The 14119-nt window shown below is 61.4% G+C and carries 15 protein-coding genes; 9 read left to right on the top strand and 6 right to left on the bottom strand.

What is annotated here, in order from left to right; all coding sequences use genetic code 11:
• Positions 1 to 167 precede the first annotated feature (167 nt).
• Positions 168 to 623, top strand: a complete 456-nt coding sequence (locus tag ACLH0I_RS25515; RefSeq protein WP_411385689.1) for a DUF4879 domain-containing protein — start codon at positions 168 to 170, stop codon at positions 621 to 623.
• Positions 624 to 784: 161 nt separating this feature from the next.
• Positions 785 to 1351: a DJ-1 family glyoxalase III gene (locus ACLH0I_RS25510; RefSeq protein ID WP_250963278.1), complete on the top strand. Its 567-nt coding sequence runs from the start codon at positions 785 to 787 to the stop codon at positions 1349 to 1351.
• 6 nt (positions 1352 to 1357) lie between these two features.
• Here ACLH0I_RS25510 and ACLH0I_RS25505 read toward each other — a convergent pair whose 3' ends face one another.
• Positions 1358 to 1645, bottom strand: a complete 288-nt coding sequence (locus ACLH0I_RS25505) for a HigA family addiction module antitoxin (RefSeq protein WP_186730615.1) — start codon at positions 1643 to 1645, stop codon at positions 1358 to 1360.
• 15 nt (positions 1646 to 1660) lie between these two features.
• Positions 1661 to 1939 carry a type II toxin-antitoxin system RelE/ParE family toxin gene (locus tag ACLH0I_RS25500; protein WP_411385688.1) on the bottom strand — a complete coding sequence of 93 codons (279 nt, stop codon included), beginning with the start codon at positions 1937 to 1939 and terminating at the stop codon, positions 1661 to 1663.
• 192 nt (positions 1940 to 2131) lie between these two features.
• Between ACLH0I_RS25500 and ACLH0I_RS25495 the strand changes: the two genes are divergently transcribed.
• The 3 genes from ACLH0I_RS25495 to ACLH0I_RS25485 are packed head-to-tail and all read left to right on the top strand — an operon-like array spanning position 2132 to position 5858.
• On the top strand, positions 2132 to 2659 hold the full coding sequence (locus ACLH0I_RS25495) for a (2Fe-2S)-binding protein (protein ID WP_250963276.1): 528 nt from the start codon (positions 2132 to 2134) through the stop codon (positions 2657 to 2659).
• On the top strand, positions 2656 to 3657 hold the full coding sequence (locus ACLH0I_RS25490; RefSeq protein WP_250963275.1) for an FAD binding domain-containing protein: 1002 nt from the start codon (positions 2656 to 2658) through the stop codon (positions 3655 to 3657). Before ACLH0I_RS25495 ends, ACLH0I_RS25490 begins: the two co-directional genes overlap by 4 nt.
• Complete coding sequence (locus ACLH0I_RS25485) at positions 3657 to 5858, top strand: xanthine dehydrogenase family protein molybdopterin-binding subunit (protein ID WP_411385687.1); 2202 nt, start codon at positions 3657 to 3659, stop codon at positions 5856 to 5858. The genes ACLH0I_RS25490 and ACLH0I_RS25485 overlap by 1 nt, the downstream gene beginning before the upstream one ends.
• Positions 5859 to 6014: 156 nt before the next feature.
• Here ACLH0I_RS25485 and ACLH0I_RS25480 read toward each other — a convergent pair whose 3' ends face one another.
• A complete protein-coding gene (locus ACLH0I_RS25480; protein ID WP_186706521.1) occupies positions 6015 to 7253 on the bottom strand; it encodes an MFS transporter in 1239 nt (412 codons plus the stop codon).
• A gap of 517 nt (positions 7254 to 7770) precedes the next feature.
• Here ACLH0I_RS25480 and ACLH0I_RS25475 point away from each other — a divergent pair.
• Genes ACLH0I_RS25475 through ACLH0I_RS25465 form a run of 3 tightly spaced genes read left to right on the top strand, consistent with a single transcriptional unit; the run spans position 7771 to position 10393 of the window.
• A complete protein-coding gene (locus tag ACLH0I_RS25475) occupies positions 7771 to 9207 on the top strand; it encodes a cytochrome ubiquinol oxidase subunit I (RefSeq protein ID WP_411385686.1) in 1437 nt (478 codons plus the stop codon).
• Positions 9208 to 9210: 3 nt separating this feature from the next.
• On the top strand, positions 9211 to 10218 hold the full coding sequence (gene cydB, locus ACLH0I_RS25470) for a cytochrome d ubiquinol oxidase subunit II (RefSeq protein ID WP_411385685.1): 1008 nt from the start codon (positions 9211 to 9213) through the stop codon (positions 10216 to 10218).
• Positions 10219 to 10228: 10 nt separating this feature from the next.
• Positions 10229 to 10393, top strand: coding sequence for a DUF2474 domain-containing protein (locus ACLH0I_RS25465; protein ID WP_003205785.1), 165 nt, complete (start codon positions 10229 to 10231; stop codon positions 10391 to 10393).
• 39 nt (positions 10394 to 10432) lie between these two features.
• Here the strand turns inward: ACLH0I_RS25465 and ACLH0I_RS25460 are convergent, their stop codons facing one another.
• Both ACLH0I_RS25460 and ACLH0I_RS25455 read right to left on the bottom strand, forming a co-directional pair.
• Positions 10433 to 11572, bottom strand: a complete 1140-nt coding sequence (locus ACLH0I_RS25460; protein ID WP_411385684.1) for a methyltransferase — start codon at positions 11570 to 11572, stop codon at positions 10433 to 10435.
• A gap of 182 nt (positions 11573 to 11754) precedes the next feature.
• The gene (locus ACLH0I_RS25455; RefSeq protein WP_250963270.1) at positions 11755 to 12468 is read right to left on the bottom strand and encodes an autoinducer binding domain-containing protein; all 714 of its coding nucleotides are present in this window, start codon (positions 12466 to 12468) and stop codon (positions 11755 to 11757) included.
• A gap of 282 nt (positions 12469 to 12750) precedes the next feature.
• On the opposite strand from ACLH0I_RS25455, the gene ACLH0I_RS25450 reads away from it, so the two are divergent.
• Positions 12751 to 13527 carry a ferredoxin--NADP reductase gene (locus ACLH0I_RS25450; protein WP_250963269.1) on the top strand — a complete coding sequence of 259 codons (777 nt, stop codon included), beginning with the start codon at positions 12751 to 12753 and terminating at the stop codon, positions 13525 to 13527.
• Between the two features lie 54 nt (positions 13528 to 13581).
• Here ACLH0I_RS25450 and mscL read toward each other — a convergent pair whose 3' ends face one another.
• Positions 13582 to 13995, bottom strand: coding sequence for a large-conductance mechanosensitive channel protein MscL (gene mscL, locus ACLH0I_RS25445; protein ID WP_003205779.1), 414 nt, complete (start codon positions 13993 to 13995; stop codon positions 13582 to 13584).
• Positions 13996 to 14119 lie beyond the last annotated feature (124 nt).

Below are 14119 nucleotides of genomic sequence, written 5' to 3'. Positions count from 1 at the left end.
TCGACCTCAACAGCAAAGCACAGGTCGCCAGCGGCGCCCGGGAATTTTCTGCGGGTCGGAAAAAGCCGCGCATCATACCAGCAGCGTAGCGTTGTGGCTGCGATCGTCGTCGATGTTTTGCCAACGCGCCAAGTGGGCCATACTGCCCGCGGTTCCGGGAGGTCTCTATGCTTCACATGAATAAAAAGCGGCTGGTGGCCGTGGGCTGCGCGCTGGCCCTGTGGATGCTCGGCCAAGCCGTCAATGCCGCGTCGGCACCGCCCTTGAGTGAGGTCAAGGTACTCAAGGTCGAGTCGCCGGCCTGTGGTTTCGAGGACATCGTCCCCGGGCAGGCGCAGACGCGTTGCGATCACGGCGGGCCGAACATCAAGGTCTACGTGCTGGAAGTCGGCTATGGCCATCAGCCCCATGTCACCCTGGACGGCTTTGAAGTCGACGGCACCCGCTCGCCGGTATGTGCCTACAGCAATGGCAATCTCAACGACTGCTCGGTGCGGACCAAAGTCGTCGGCTATGTGTACATCTTCGACCTGAAGGGCAAGCAAGAGGGCACCTTCAGCTTCAGCAACCAGTCGATCAACGCCCCGGGCAACCGGATGTCGACCCAGTTGTACATCAAATAGCCCGGCCCCCGCGTGAGAAATGCATAACCGTTGTGTAGGAGCTGCCGAGCGAAGCGAGGCTGCGATCTTTCCCCAGACGCTTGAGTCTCAAGCGCTTGTAAAAAGATCGCAGCCTTCGGCAGCTCCTACACTACAGGCATCACCCAGTGGAGAGAGCGCCCATGATTCCTGGAACCAAGATCCCCCGAGCCCTGATTGCCGTCGCCGAGGGCGTCGACGACTTGCAGACGGTCACCTTGATCGATGTGCTGCGGCGCGCGCAGATCGAAACCGTGGTGGCGAGCATCGAAGGACGGCGCATGCTCACTTGCGCCCGCGGCACGCGCCTGACGGCCGATGGCATGCTGGTGGACGTGCTCGTGCAGGATTTCGACCTGGTCGTCCTGCCGGGCGGCATCATCGGCGCTCAGCACTTGGCGGCCCATCAGCCGCTGCAACAATTGATCAAGGACCAGGCCGCCGCCGGGCGTTTCTTTGCCGCCATCGCCGAAGCCCCGGCCCTGGCGCTACAGGCCTTCGGCGTCCTGCGCCAGCGCCGCATGACCTGCCTGCCAGCGGTAAGCCAGCAACTGTCCGGTTGCAGCTTCGTGGATCAGCCCGTGGTGGTAGACGGCAACTGCATCACCGCCCAAGGCTCGGCCGCCGCCCTGGCGTTTGCCTTGATGCTGGTGGAACAACTCAGTGGCAAGGGCGTGAGGAGCGTGGTGGCGGCGGAGTTGCTGGCCTGACGGAGGTCAAGCGTGTTGGGGGAAAGGTTCGATCGCGGGTTGCTCGCGGCGCTCGGCTTGCCACAAGTCATAGTCGGCCTGGACGCCCAACCACACCCTGGCCTTGCCGATCCCGGCACGTTCCAGGCGCACCGCCAGATCGGGGCTGATGGGCGCATGGCCATGCAATACCCGGGAGAGATGAGGCCGGGCGAAGCCCAGGTGTCGTGCCAGTTCGGTGACCGTGATGCCCAGCTCGGGCAACACGTCCAACCGCAAGGTTTCGCCAGGGTGTGGCGGATTGTGCATGGGCATGTTCCAGCCTCCTGATCAGTGGTAGTCCAGATAATCGACCAGTTCGATATCGGACCCGATGAAACGAAAAATAACCCGCCAGTTTCCCGAAACCCCCAGCGACCAGTATCCATCCAGCCCACCCTTGAGCGGATGCAATCGCCATCCCGGGATATCCAAGTCGTTGGCGGCCTGCGCCCTGTCCATGAACTGGAGCATGCGGGCCAGGCGTTTTCCGTGGTCCGCCCGGATACCACGGGTCGACCCCGTCTCATAAAAGAGCCTGAGGCCTTTGTGCTGGAAGGATTTAATCATGGAACAGAGTGTAAGGCGATACATTACACTCGGTGCGGTACATATATACCGCACAGGCCCGTTAAATTCATGTTGCTTGCAGTGCCCGCAGCATCGCAATTGCCTTGAACGCATCACCCCACCCTGAAGTCGTAACCCTTATGACGGCGGTTTCCCAAAACGCCGCGAGTACGACCAACCGTGAGGTGTTCCATGAGCGCGACCCTGTCCGAAGCGACGTCGGCGTCCTTCGTCCGTCATCCGATTCGCCTGACCCTCAATGGCCAAGTGCGAGAGTTGCAAGTGCTGGCCTGGACCACCTTGCTGGACCTGCTGCGTGAGCAACTGGACCTGGTGGGCAGCAAGAAAGGCTGCGACCACGGCCAGTGTGGGGCCTGCACCGTGCTGCGCGATGGCAAGCGGATCAATGCCTGCCTGACCCTGGCGGTGATGTGCGACGGCGCCGAATTGACCACCATCGAAGGCCTGGCCAGTGATGGGGCATTGCATCCCATGCAGCAGGCGTTCATCACCCATGACGCGTTCCAGTGCGGCTACTGCACGCCGGGGCAGATCTGTTCGGCGGTGGGGCTGGCCAACGAGGGCAGGGCGCAGACCCGCGCACAGATCAGTGAGCTGATGAGCGGCAATCTGTGCCGGTGCGGTGCCTACAACAACATTCGCGATGCCATTGAAGACGCCTTGCCTCGTTGCCGTCAGGAACAAGGGGGTGACCGATGAACCCTTTCCAATACAGCAAGCCGGACACGGTGCAGGCGGCCGTCGATCTGTCGAGCCCGGTGTCCCGCTTCATCGCCGGCGGCACCAATCTGCTGGACCTGATGAAGGAGAACCTCACCCGCCCTGAACACTTGATCGACATCACCGGCTTGCCCCTGGCGGACCTCAGTGAAACCCCTTCCGGCGGGGTGATGATCGGGGCCTTGGTGAGCAATGCCGACCTGGCCTGGCACCCGTGGATCGAACGCCGTTATCCACTGCTGGCCCAGGCGATCCTGGCGGGGGCCTCGCCGCAACTGCGCAACATGGCCAGCACCGGCGGCAATCTGCTGCAACGTACCCGCTGCTATTACTTCTATGACGCGAGCGTGCCGTGCAACAAACGCCGGCCCGGCAGCGGGTGCCCGGCCCGGAACGGTTTGAACCGCATCCACGCGATTTTCGGTGCCAGCGATCAATGTGTCGCCACCCATCCCTCCGACATGTGCGTGGCCTTGGCGGCCCTGGAAGCGGTGGTCCACGTCATGGGACGGGGCGGGGCGCGGACCATCGAGTTCGCCGATTTCCATCGTCTGCCCGGCGATGCCCCGGAACGTGATAACCAGTTGGCTGACGATGAATTGGTCACCGCCATCGAGTTGCCTGCCGCCGGTTTTGCCGACCATAGCCACTATCTGAAGATCCGTGACCGTGCCTCCTACGCCTTTGCCCTGGTTTCGGTGGCGGCGGCGCTGGAGCTGGACGGGCCGGTGATTCGCCAGGCACGCCTGGCCCTGGGAGGCGTGGCGCACAAACCCTGGCGCGACAGGGCGGTGGAGAGCTGGCTGACCGGGCAGACTGTCAGCCGCGAAACGTTCACCGCCGCCGCCGATGCGCTGCTGCAACACGCCGAGCCGCTGGAGCACAACGGCTTCAAGGTCAGGTTGGCGCGGCGGGCGATTGTCCGCGCCTTGAGCAATGCCGCGTTGGGTAGCGCACCGCAGGGAGGACACGCCTGATGAACGCTTCGAGCAAATCCATAGGGCAGCCACTCGACCGGGTCGATGGCTTGCTCAAGGTGACGGGCCAGGCGCGTTACGCCGGCGAATACCCCGAGGACGGCCTGCTTCATGGCAGCGTCGTGTCCGGTACGGTCACCCGTGGCCGTGTGCTGCGCATCGATGCGTCCCGAGCCTTGGCACTGCCCGGCGTAGTCGCAGTCATCGACCACACCAACCGGCCGAGAATCGCCAGCTACGACGAGCCCTACCAGGATGCCGATGCGGCGGATGGCTCGCCGTTCCGGCCGTTGTACAACGACCAGATACTCTACAGTGGCCAGCCACTGGCCCTGGTGGTGGCGGAAAATCTCGAGCTGGCGCGGTATGCCGGCTCACTGGTTGATATCGAATATGCGGCCGAGGATCACCAGACCGATCTGAAAATCCTGCAAAACGAGGCCCATCCGGCACCCGCTGAATTGCCCAAGCCTCGTGGGAATTTTCAGGGCGAGTACGCCAGTTCCGCGCTCAGCGTGGATGTGTCCTACAGCACGCCGGTGGAACACCACAACCCGATGGAGCCACACGCCTCCACCGTGCTGTATCAGCCTGACGGCAGCCTACACATCCACGACAAGACCCAAGGCACGCAAAATTGCCAAGCCTATGTGCAAAAGGTCTTCGGCCTTGAGAAAGAGCAGGTGCGCGTGTTTGCCGCGTTTGTCGGCGGCGCCTTCGGTTCCGGACTGCGTCCGCAATATCAATTGCCGTTGGCGGTGATGGCGGCACTGGCCCTCAAGCGTTCGGTGCGGGTCAGCCTGACGCGCCAGCAGATGTTCACCTTTGGCTATCGGCCGCGCACGTTCCAGCGCGTGCAGCTGGGGGCGGCGGCCAATGGTCGCTTGCTGGCCGTGGCGCACACCGCTGTCGGCCAGACCTCGCGTTTCGAAGACTTCACCGAGCACGTGGTGGAGTGGAGCGGCATGCTCTATCACTGCGACAACGTGACATTGACCTATAAGTTGGTGCCGCTGGACGTCTACACGCCCCTGGACATGCGTGCGCCCGGCGCGGCCCTGGGGCTGATCGGCCTGGAATGCGCCATGGATGAACTGGCCTGTGCCCTGGCGATCGATCCGGTGCAACTGCGGTTGATCAACTACGCCGAACGCAACGAGAACGAAGGCAAGCCCTATTCCAGCAAGGAACTGCGTGAATGTTATGCCCAAGGTGCCCGTCGTTTCGGCTGGGACAAGCGCAATCCGGAACCGCGCAGCATGCGTGAAGGCCGGCAACTGGTCGGCTGGGGCATGGCCGGTGGCGTGTGGGAGGCCATGCAGCAGAAGGCCAGTGCCCGGGCCTCGCTGGATACGAATGGCAAGCTGACCGTCAGCAGCGCCACCACGGACATCGGCACCGGGACCTACACGGTCATGACCCAGATCGCCGCCGAGGCGTCAGGCGTTTCCCTTGAGAACGTCACGTTTGTCCTGGGCGATTCATCGCTGCCCACCGCGCCGTTGCAGGGCGGTTCGTTCACCGTCTCGTCGGTGGGCACCGCCGTGCAGCAGGCCTGTGAGGCGCTGAAGGAAAAACTCCTGGCCGTGGCCCGCCAGGCGTGTCCGGCCTTCAGCGGCGCGACCCTTGAGCAGGTGACGTTTGCCGATGGCCAGCTGCGGCTGGGCGAAGCGAGTGTGGCATTGGCAGAGCTGGCGCAGAAAAGCGGCGAGACACCGCTGCAGGCCCAGGTCACCGCCGAGCCGGACAAAAAACGCCAGGCCTACGCCACGGCCACTCACTCGGCGGTGTTTGTCGAAGTGTGGGTGGACGAGGATTTGGGGACGGTGAAGGTCAACCGAGTGGTCAGTGCCATCGCCGCCGGCCGGGTCGTCAACCCGAAAACCGCCCGCAGCCAGATTCTCGGGGGCGTGGTGTGGGGCGTCGGCATGGCCCTGCACGAAGAAACCCTGACCGACCACGCCCTCGGACGCCACATGAACCACAACCTGGCCGAGTATCACGTGCCGGTCAGTGCCGACATCGGTGACATCGAGGTGATTTTCGTCGAGGAACAGGACGATATCGTCAATGCGCTCGGGTCCAAGGGCGTCGGTGAGATCGGCATCGTCGGGGTGGCCGCGGCGGTGGCCAATGCGATCTACCATGCCACTGGCAAGCGGGTGCGGGACTTCCCAATCACCCTCGACAAATTAATCTAGTGGCCTGTGTGGCTAATTCGTGCACTCAACTTCGGCGCCAGAACTTGCCAGGCTGCGTTGCCATTCCTCGCCGTAGCGGGCTACGACTCGTCATGGCGCCTTGCCTGGCAAGCCCTGGCACTCGAATTTGAGTACTCGAATTAACCGTACAGGCCACTAGGCCTTCGCTTCGTCCACCGGTTCGTGCATCCGGTCGCGGTTGGCCAGGGTCGGGAACAGCTTGATCCAGGTCCCGGTCACCAGCAGCGTGCCCACACCGCCCATGACCACCGCCGGCACCGTGCCGAACCAGTGGGCGGTGAGGCCGGATTCGAATTCGCCCAACTGGTTCGAAGCGCCGATGAACAGCCCGTTCACCGCGCTGACCCGGCCGCGCATTTCATCCGGGGTTTCCAGTTGCACGAACGAGGCGCGGATCACCATGCTGATCATGTCTGCCGCGCCCAGCACCACCAGCACTGCCAAGGAAAACCAGAACGAGGTGGAAAGGCCGAAGGCAATGGTGGCGACGCCGAACACGCCCACTGCGGTGAACATCACCCGGCCAACCTTGCGCTCCACGGCAAACCGCGCCAGCCACAGCGACATCAGCAAGGCCCCGACCGCTGGCGCCGAACGCAGCAGGCCCAGGCCCCAGGGGCCGGTGAGCAGGATGTCCTTGGCGAACACCGGCAGCAGCGCCGTCGCGCCGCCGAGCAGCACGGCGAACAGGTCCAGGGAGATCGCCCCGAGGATGTCCGGGCGGCTGCGAATGAAGCGAACCCCGGCCAGCAACGAATCCAGGGTCGCCTTGCCTTTGTTCAGCGGCGTCTGCCGGGCGGGCAGGTTGAGCATCAGGCAGCAGGCAATGAGGTAAAGCACCACGGTGGGCCCATAGACCCAGACGCTACCGAAGGCGTAGAGCAAGCCGCCCAGTGCCGGAGCGACGATGGTGGCTGATTGCTGGGCCGATTGCGCGGCGGCCACGGCGCGGGGAAACAGGCCGGCCGGCACGATGCTGGGCAACAACGCCTGGGTGGTCGGCATTTCGAAGGAGCGGGCGGCACCCAGCAGGAAGGCAAGGATGAAGATCATTTCCCGGGTGACATGGTCGGTGGCGCTGCCGATCGCCAGCGCCAGGGCAATCATCGCCTGCAACGACTGGCAAATGGCTGCGACCTTGCGCCGATCGTAGCGGTCCGCCACATGCCCGGTGTGGAGCATGAACAGCACGCGCGGGGCAAATTCCACCAGGCCCACCAGGCCCAAGTCGAGAACGTTGCCGGTCAGTTGATAGAGGTTCCAGCCGATGGCCACGGTGAGCATCTGGAAGCCGCTGGCAGTGAAGATCCGGGCCAGCCAGAAGGCGATGAAGGGACGATGGTGACGGAGCAGCAGCGGTGCTTGGCTGGGCATCTATGACGGGTCCGGTGATGAAGGCTACGAGATTATCATCGAGCTGTAACAGGAAGTTGCGGTAGCGGGAAAAATAGTTAGCCAAACATCTACTTTTACTGGCAGAAGCGGTTGTTCCCGGGAACATGCGGGCCTCTGTGGCGAGGGAGCTTGCTCCCGCTGGGCTGCGCAGCGGCCCCTGGATTTTGCGGTCGCTGCGCAACCGAGCGGGAGCAAGCTCCCTCGCCACGGGGGCCGTGTGGGTTTGGAAATCACAGCTTGAAGCAGGATTACGACACTGAGACAACCTGTCACGCGACAAAAGACCACGCCGTCCATCGGCAATAATGCGACTACTCTTTGAGCATTGCTTGATCCAGATCAATGCCCTTCGGGGCGTTGCACTGGTGGCCATCCGGCCTGCGTCCTGCGTTGTGACGGTTAAAAAAAGAACGATTTGAAAAGCACTGCACTCCATATCCCTGGGGGTTGGTGCAAGCCCCACCCGCAGCCGGTTTTACCTGACAGAGGAAGACTTATGTTCGGTTTGGAGGCGCTCGATCTCGCCCGAATCCAATTCGCGTTCACCATCTCGTTCCATATCCTGTTCCCGGCCATCACCATCGGCCTGGCGAGTTACCTGGCGGTGCTCGAGGGCTTGTGGCTCAAGACCCGCGATGACACCTACCGTGACCTGTATCACTTCTGGTCGAAGATCTTTGCCGTCAACTTCGGCATGGGGGTGGTGTCCGGGTTGGTCATGGCCTATCAGTTCGGGACCAACTGGAGCCGCTTTTCAGACTTCGCCGGTGCGGTGACCGGGCCCCTGCTGACCTACGAGGTGCTCACGGCGTTCTTCCTCGAGGCGGGTTTCCTCGGCGTGATGCTGTTTGGCTGGAACCGCGTCGGCCGTGGCCTGCATTTCTTTTCCACGGTCATGGTGGCGATCGGCACCCTGATCTCGACCTTCTGGATCCTGTCGTCCAACAGCTGGATGCAGACCCCCCAGGGCTACGAAATCATCGACGGCCGGGTGATCCCGGTGGACTGGCTGGCGGTGGTGTTCAACCCCTCGTTTCCTTATCGCTTGTTGCACATGTCCACCGCGGCGTTCGTGGCCACAGCGTTCTTCGTCGGCTCATCGGCGGCTTGGCATTTGCTACGCGGTCGCGACAACCCAGCCATCCGCCGGATGCTGTCGATGGCGATGTGGATGGCGTTGCTGGTGGCGCCGATACAAGCGGTCATCGGCGACTTCCATGGCCTGAACACCCTCAAGCATCAACCGGCGAAGATCGCCGCCATCGAGGGCCACTGGGAAAACGTCGGCAATGAACCGACCCCGCTGATCCTGTTCGGCTGGCCCGACATGCAAGCGGAAAAAACCAAATACGCCGTGGAAATTCCCTACCTGGGCAGCCTGATCCTGACGCATTCGTTGACCGAGCAAGTGCCGGCCCTCAAGGAGTTCCCGCCTGAAGATCGACCCAATTCGACCATCGTGTTCTGGTCGTTCCGGGTCATGGTCGGCCTTGGGTTGCTGATGATTTTTACCGGCCTGTGCAGCCTGTGGCTGCGCCGCAACGATCGGATCTATCAGTCCCGGCCGTTCCTCCACCTGGTGCTGTGGATGGGGCCGTCCGGGCTGGTTGCGATCCTGGCCGGCTGGTTTACCACTGAGATCGGCCGCCAGCCTTGGGTGGTCTACGGCTTGATGCGCACAGCCGATGCTTCGTCCGGCCACAGCTTCGCCCAGATGAGCATCACTCTGGTGCTGTTCGTCGTGGTGTATTTCGCGCTGTTCGGTGCGGGCCTGAGCTACATGATGCGCCTGGTGCGCAAAGGGCCGGTGGCCCACGAAGCCGAACCGAGCGATGGCGGCCCGGGCCAGAAACGCACCCCGGCCCGGCCATTGTCGGCCGCCAACGAAGGCGACGACGTGGACCACAACGACCGCTCGAACAAGGGGAATTGAGTCATGGGTATTGATCTTCCGCTGATCTGGGCCGTGGTCATCATCTTCGGCATCATGATGTACGTAATCATGGACGGCTTCGACCTGGGGATTGGCATCCTCTTCCCCTTCGTCAAGGGCGAGCGCGACCGCGACGTGATGATGAACACCGTGGCGCCGGTCTGGGACGGTAACGAAACCTGGCTGGTGCTGGGTGGTGCCGGATTGTTCGGGGCGTTTCCGCTGGCCTATTCGGTGGTGCTTTCGGCCCTGTACCTGCCGTTGATCTTGATGCTCATCGGCCTGATCTTCCGCGGCGTGGCTTTTGAGTTCCGTTTCAAGGCCAAGGCTGAAAAGCGCCACCTCTGGGACAAAGCGTTCATTGGCGGTTCGCTGACGGCCACCTTCTTCCAGGGTGTGGCGCTGGGGGCGTTCATCGACGGTTTCGAGGTGGTCAATCGCCAGTTCGCCGGAGGCTCCCTGGACTGGTTCACGCCGTTCACGGTGTTCTGTGGCCTGGCGTTGATCGCGGCGTACGCGTTGCTCGGCTGCACGTGGCTGATCATGAAGACCGAGGGCAAGCTGCAAGAGCAGATGCATGACCTGGCCCGGCCGCTGGCGTTCGTGGTGCTGGCCGTGATCGGTATCGTCAGCATTTGGACGCCGCTGGCCCACGCCGACATTGCGGCCCGCTGGTTCACGTTGCCGAACCTGTTCTGGTTCCTGCCGGTGCCGATCCTGGTATTGGTGACCATGTACGGGTTGTTCCGCGCGGTGGACCGCAATGCCAACTACACGCCTTTCATCCTGACCCTGGTGCTGATTTTCCTCGGCTACAGCGGCCTGGGCATCAGCCTGTGGCCGAACATCGTACCGCCGTCCATCTCGATCTGGGACGCCTCGTCACCGCCCCAGAGCCAAGGCTTCATGCTGGTGGGCACGCTGTTCATCATCCCGTTGATCCTGGTGTACACCTTCTGGAGCTACTACGTGTTCCGCGGCAAGGTGACCCATGACGACGGCTACCATTGAGGGCGTGAGCATGGCCAAACCTGACTTGAAAGACATCGAAGCCGCCGAACGCAAGCCACTCTGGCAGCGGCTCGGCTGGCTGGCGCTGATCTGGGCTGGCAGCGTACTGGCGTTGTTCATCGTCGCCAGTTTGATGCGGATGTTCATGAATGCCGCCGGGCTGACCACCCACTGATCCCCTGTGGGGGCAAGCTTTGCTCCCACAGGCCAATCATTATTTTCGGGCCTTGAGGATCACGAATTTCGGCGTGGCGGCCACTTGCTCGACACCTCGGAACAGCCGCGCCACTTTGCTGTGGTAGCCCAGGTGCCGGTTGCCGACGATGTACAGCGCGCCGCCTACTACCAACGCTTCGCGAGCCTGCTGAAACATCCGCCAGGCGAGGAAATCGCCCACCACCTGCTGCTGGTGAAAGGGCGGGTTGCACAGCACCACATCCAATGACTGCGCCTCTTGCCCGGCCAGGCCATCACCGGCCCGGACGGTCACTTCGCGCTCGCCCAAGGCCGCGCGCCAGTTCTCGGCGGCCGATTGCACGGCCATGTACGACTCGTCCACCAAGGTGTAGTGGGCCTCAGGGTTTTGCAGGGCACTGGCGATGGCCAGCACGCCATTGCCGCAGCCCAGATCGGCGACCCGGGCCGTCCCGAGATTTTTTGGCAGATGGGGCAGGAACGCACGGGTACCGATGTCCAGGCCTTCGCGGCAGAACACGTTGGCGTGGTTGAGCAGTTCGATCTTCGGCTCGTCCAGCCAGTAGCGCGTGGGATAGGGCGATACGGCCGGCACATTGCCCGGCGAAGAGGCAGCTGGCGGCGTGGCGATCAATAGCCGCGCTTTTTTCACCGCCAGTGAGGCCTGCACCGGGCCGATGTAACGCTCCAGCAAATCGCCGGCGGCCCGGGGCAAGTGCTTGACCATGGCCCCGGCAATCACTTGGGCGCCCGGCGCCAGTTGGCCTTGCAGGCGAATCAGTTGTTCCTCCAGCAGGGCCAGGGTTTTCGGTACTTTGATCAGGACGCGATCGAACGGGCCGGTCAACGGCTCGCTGGCGGGCAACGTGGGCACCGCATCGAAGGGCCGGCCATTGCGCACCAGGTTTTTCTCCAGGGCCTGCAAAGCCAGGAAGGAATCACCGCTGCTGGTCACCAGGACGTTACCGGCCAGGCTGGCCGCCAGGGCGCCGAAGCCGTCATTGAGCACCAGGACCCGAGTCTGCGCGACCGGTTGTTGTTCGGCCAGGTACGCGAGCAGGTATTCGTCGGCCGCATCGAAGGCTTGCAGCGGTTCGTTCTGCTGTTCGGGTTGGCGGATCAGGTCAAGTTGAGCGAAAGGGCTGTCAAGCAGGGGCATGGCTGGGGACTCTGGAGATCAACGAATGTCCCGCTGCCTGGAGGTAGGTGTCTGTGCGGGACCACCTGAATGAACGGCGTCGCGTGCTAGCAGCGGCATCATTCAAGAGGAACCGCAAATGGTACGTTTTTTTGTTGCACATTACTCGCGGGTTTTTCAGCTCGGCAACGCCGGGCCAAGGGTTAGATCACATGGATCTGGGCGGCTTTGGCCACTGCTGAAATCTTATTGCTGACGTTTAGCTTTCGCATGCAACTGCACACATGAAAATTCACGGTTCGTTCGGAAAGACAGAGAATCCTGCCCACTTCCGACGCCGTCTTGCCTTCGGCTGACCACCTCAACACTTCGATTTCTCTTGGCGACAAGTGACATTTGGGTTGGGCTGTGATGGCGTCTGCCAGTTTTTTGCTGGCCAGGGCATGCAGTTTTTGACTGGCATAGATGGCGTAGCCGAGATTTCCATAGTGCTCCTCGATATCGATGGGGCAATGAGTCCGTGCGAGGCTGAACAGGCTGCATTGCGCGTCTTGTTCGTCATGAACGGCCTGGGTCCAGCCGTACTTGAGTCCCAGTCGATTAAGTTCCCGCCATAACTTGGGGGCTTTAGCGAAAACACTCTCCTCCCACAGGATCGGGAGCGTTGATTGATTGCAATGTGCTACTACTGGGTCATTCGCTGCATAACCGTTTTGTTCATAAAACCGGTCCCATCCATAAGGGTAGTTGTTCAGGTCCACCTTACTGGTGTGTTTGTGGGGGCTTCCGAGATAGGCTGAAAATGCACAATATTCAAATCCTTGATTGTTAAAGAAATTCAGTACCAGACGATAGGCCGTCTGCAGGTCTTTTTCACAGGATAATTTCCTCAGCTGTAAATCCTTCCACCTGTCCATCGCTTTCTCCTGAGTTTGATCCGTCTATATGGATCCAATCCATGATGCGCATTTTTTAGTGTAGGACTATTCCTAACTTTGTATGAGATTTTTTAACTAGCTTACAAAACTGTAATGTAATTTTTCTGTAGGTTGATTTCTTTTGCAGCGTTTATAACTTTGTACAGTTTTGGTAAAAGTTATGCGTGGAATGAGTCCAGCTAAAGTGCTATTGCTCGCTCGTCGGTGGTGAAAGGGTTCACTTTGCGGGACACTGCACGTCTTGTCTCATAGGAGTGGCCCATGACCGACAGCGCAGAGAAGTTCACCCGCCAGACCCTGCTCGATGTCCAGCCGTTGACGCCTCATTTATTTACCTTGCGCACGACCCGGGATCGCGGTTTTCGCTTCCGGGCGGGCCAGTTTGCCCGGCTGGGCGTCGCCAAGGCGGACGGCGCCACCGTCTGGCGGGCGTACTCCATGGTGTCGTCGCCATTCGACGAATTCCTCGAATTTTTTTCCATCGTGGTTCCCGATGGCGAATTCACCAGCGAACTCAGCCGCTTGCAGCCGGGTGACGAACTGTTGGTGGATCGCCAGGCTTTTGGCTACCTGACGCTGGACCGCTTCGTCGACGGTCGGGATCTGTGGTTGCTGTCCACGGGGACGGGCGTGGCGCCGTTTCTTTCGATCCTCCAGGATTTCGAGGTCTGGGAAAAATTCGAGCGGATCATCTTGGTCTACAGCGTGCGCGAGGCACGGGAGCTGGCCTATCAGGAGCTCATCAAGGAACTGCCCCAGCGTGACTACCTGGCCGAGTACGCTCACAAGTTTCGTTTCATTGCGACCATCACCCGTGAGCAGCATCTGGGAGCGCTCAACGGGCGGATTACTACGCTGATCGACAATGGCGAGTTGGAGCGCGCGGCCGGCGTAGCGCTGACACCGGAGCATTCGCGGGTGATGCTATGCGGCAACCCGCAAATGATCGACGACACGCGCAAGCTGCTCAAGGCCAGGGGCCTGCAACTGAGCCTGACCCGTCGTCCGGGCCAGGTGGCGGTGGAAAACTACTGGTAGGTTGTGGTGTGGAGGATTGGCTCCTCGCCACAGAAGTGTCAGTGATTAAACGGCTCAGGGCCGCTCGTTCTGAGCCTTGAGCAGATCGCGAATCTCACTCAGCAGCAGCTCTTCCTTGGTCGGGACCGGCGGGGCGCTGGGAGCCACGGCCTCTTCACGCTTAAGGCGGTTGATGGCCTTGACGCCCATGAAGATGGCGAACGCGACGATGATGAAATCAATGGTGCTCTGGATGAATTTACCGTAGGCCAGTACCACCGCAGGCGCATCACCCTGGGCGGCCTTGAGGGTGATGGCCAGGTCACTGAAGTCCACGCCACCGATCAACAGGCCAATTGGCGGCATGACCACGTCGCCAACGAATGACGAAACGATTTTGCCAAAAGCGGCCCCGATGATGATCCCGACGGCCATGTCGACGACATTGCCTTTGACCGCGAAGGCCTTGAACTCGCTTAGCACGCCCATGAGTTATTCCTTGTGACAGATGAAAGATGAGTGGCAGTGTAAGTCAGCCCAACGGGTCTTGCTCGAAACGCTTGCTTACAAAGCTTCCGTTATCGACCTGAGCGGGGAGGAAAAGTTTACAAAG

The sequence above is a fragment of the Pseudomonas sp. MPB03 genome (assembly GCF_046605385.1).
GTDB lineage: Bacteria > Pseudomonadota > Gammaproteobacteria > Pseudomonadales > Pseudomonadaceae > Aquipseudomonas > Aquipseudomonas zanjanensis.
The sequence above is the reverse complement of the archived record's forward strand: the minus strand, read 5'-3'. Positions and strand labels throughout refer to the sequence as shown.

Coding starts and splice junctions, on each gene's coding strand:
- ACLH0I_RS25485 (WP_411385687.1), top strand. CDS start 3,657: ATGAACGCTTCGAGCAAATCCATAGGGCAGCCACTCGACCGGGTCGAT.
- ACLH0I_RS25515 (WP_411385689.1), top strand. CDS start 168: ATGCTTCACATGAATAAAAAGCGGCTGGTGGCCGTGGGCTGCGCGCTG.
- ACLH0I_RS25505 (WP_186730615.1), bottom strand. CDS start 1,645: ATGCCCATGCACAATCCGCCACACCCTGGCGAAACCTTGCGGTTGGAC.
- ACLH0I_RS25460 (WP_411385684.1), bottom strand. CDS start 11,572: ATGCCCCTGCTTGACAGCCCTTTCGCTCAACTTGACCTGATCCGCCAA.
- ACLH0I_RS25450 (WP_250963269.1), top strand. CDS start 12,751: ATGACCGACAGCGCAGAGAAGTTCACCCGCCAGACCCTGCTCGATGTC.
- ACLH0I_RS25490 (WP_250963275.1), top strand. CDS start 2,656: ATGAACCCTTTCCAATACAGCAAGCCGGACACGGTGCAGGCGGCCGTC.
- ACLH0I_RS25510 (WP_250963278.1), top strand. CDS start 785: ATGATTCCTGGAACCAAGATCCCCCGAGCCCTGATTGCCGTCGCCGAG.
- ACLH0I_RS25465 (WP_003205785.1), top strand. CDS start 10,229: ATGGCCAAACCTGACTTGAAAGACATCGAAGCCGCCGAACGCAAGCCA.
- ACLH0I_RS25500 (WP_411385688.1), bottom strand. CDS start 1,939: ATGATTAAATCCTTCCAGCACAAAGGCCTCAGGCTCTTTTATGAGACG.
- ACLH0I_RS25480 (WP_186706521.1), bottom strand. CDS start 7,253: ATGCCCAGCCAAGCACCGCTGCTGCTCCGTCACCATCGTCCCTTCATC.
- ACLH0I_RS25455 (WP_250963270.1), bottom strand. CDS start 12,468: ATGGACAGGTGGAAGGATTTACAGCTGAGGAAATTATCCTGTGAAAAA.
- ACLH0I_RS25475 (WP_411385686.1), top strand. CDS start 7,771: ATGTTCGGTTTGGAGGCGCTCGATCTCGCCCGAATCCAATTCGCGTTC.
- cydB (WP_411385685.1), top strand. CDS start 9,211: ATGGGTATTGATCTTCCGCTGATCTGGGCCGTGGTCATCATCTTCGGC.
- mscL (WP_003205779.1), bottom strand. CDS start 13,995: ATGGGCGTGCTAAGCGAGTTCAAGGCCTTCGCGGTCAAAGGCAATGTC.
- ACLH0I_RS25495 (WP_250963276.1), top strand. CDS start 2,132: ATGAGCGCGACCCTGTCCGAAGCGACGTCGGCGTCCTTCGTCCGTCAT.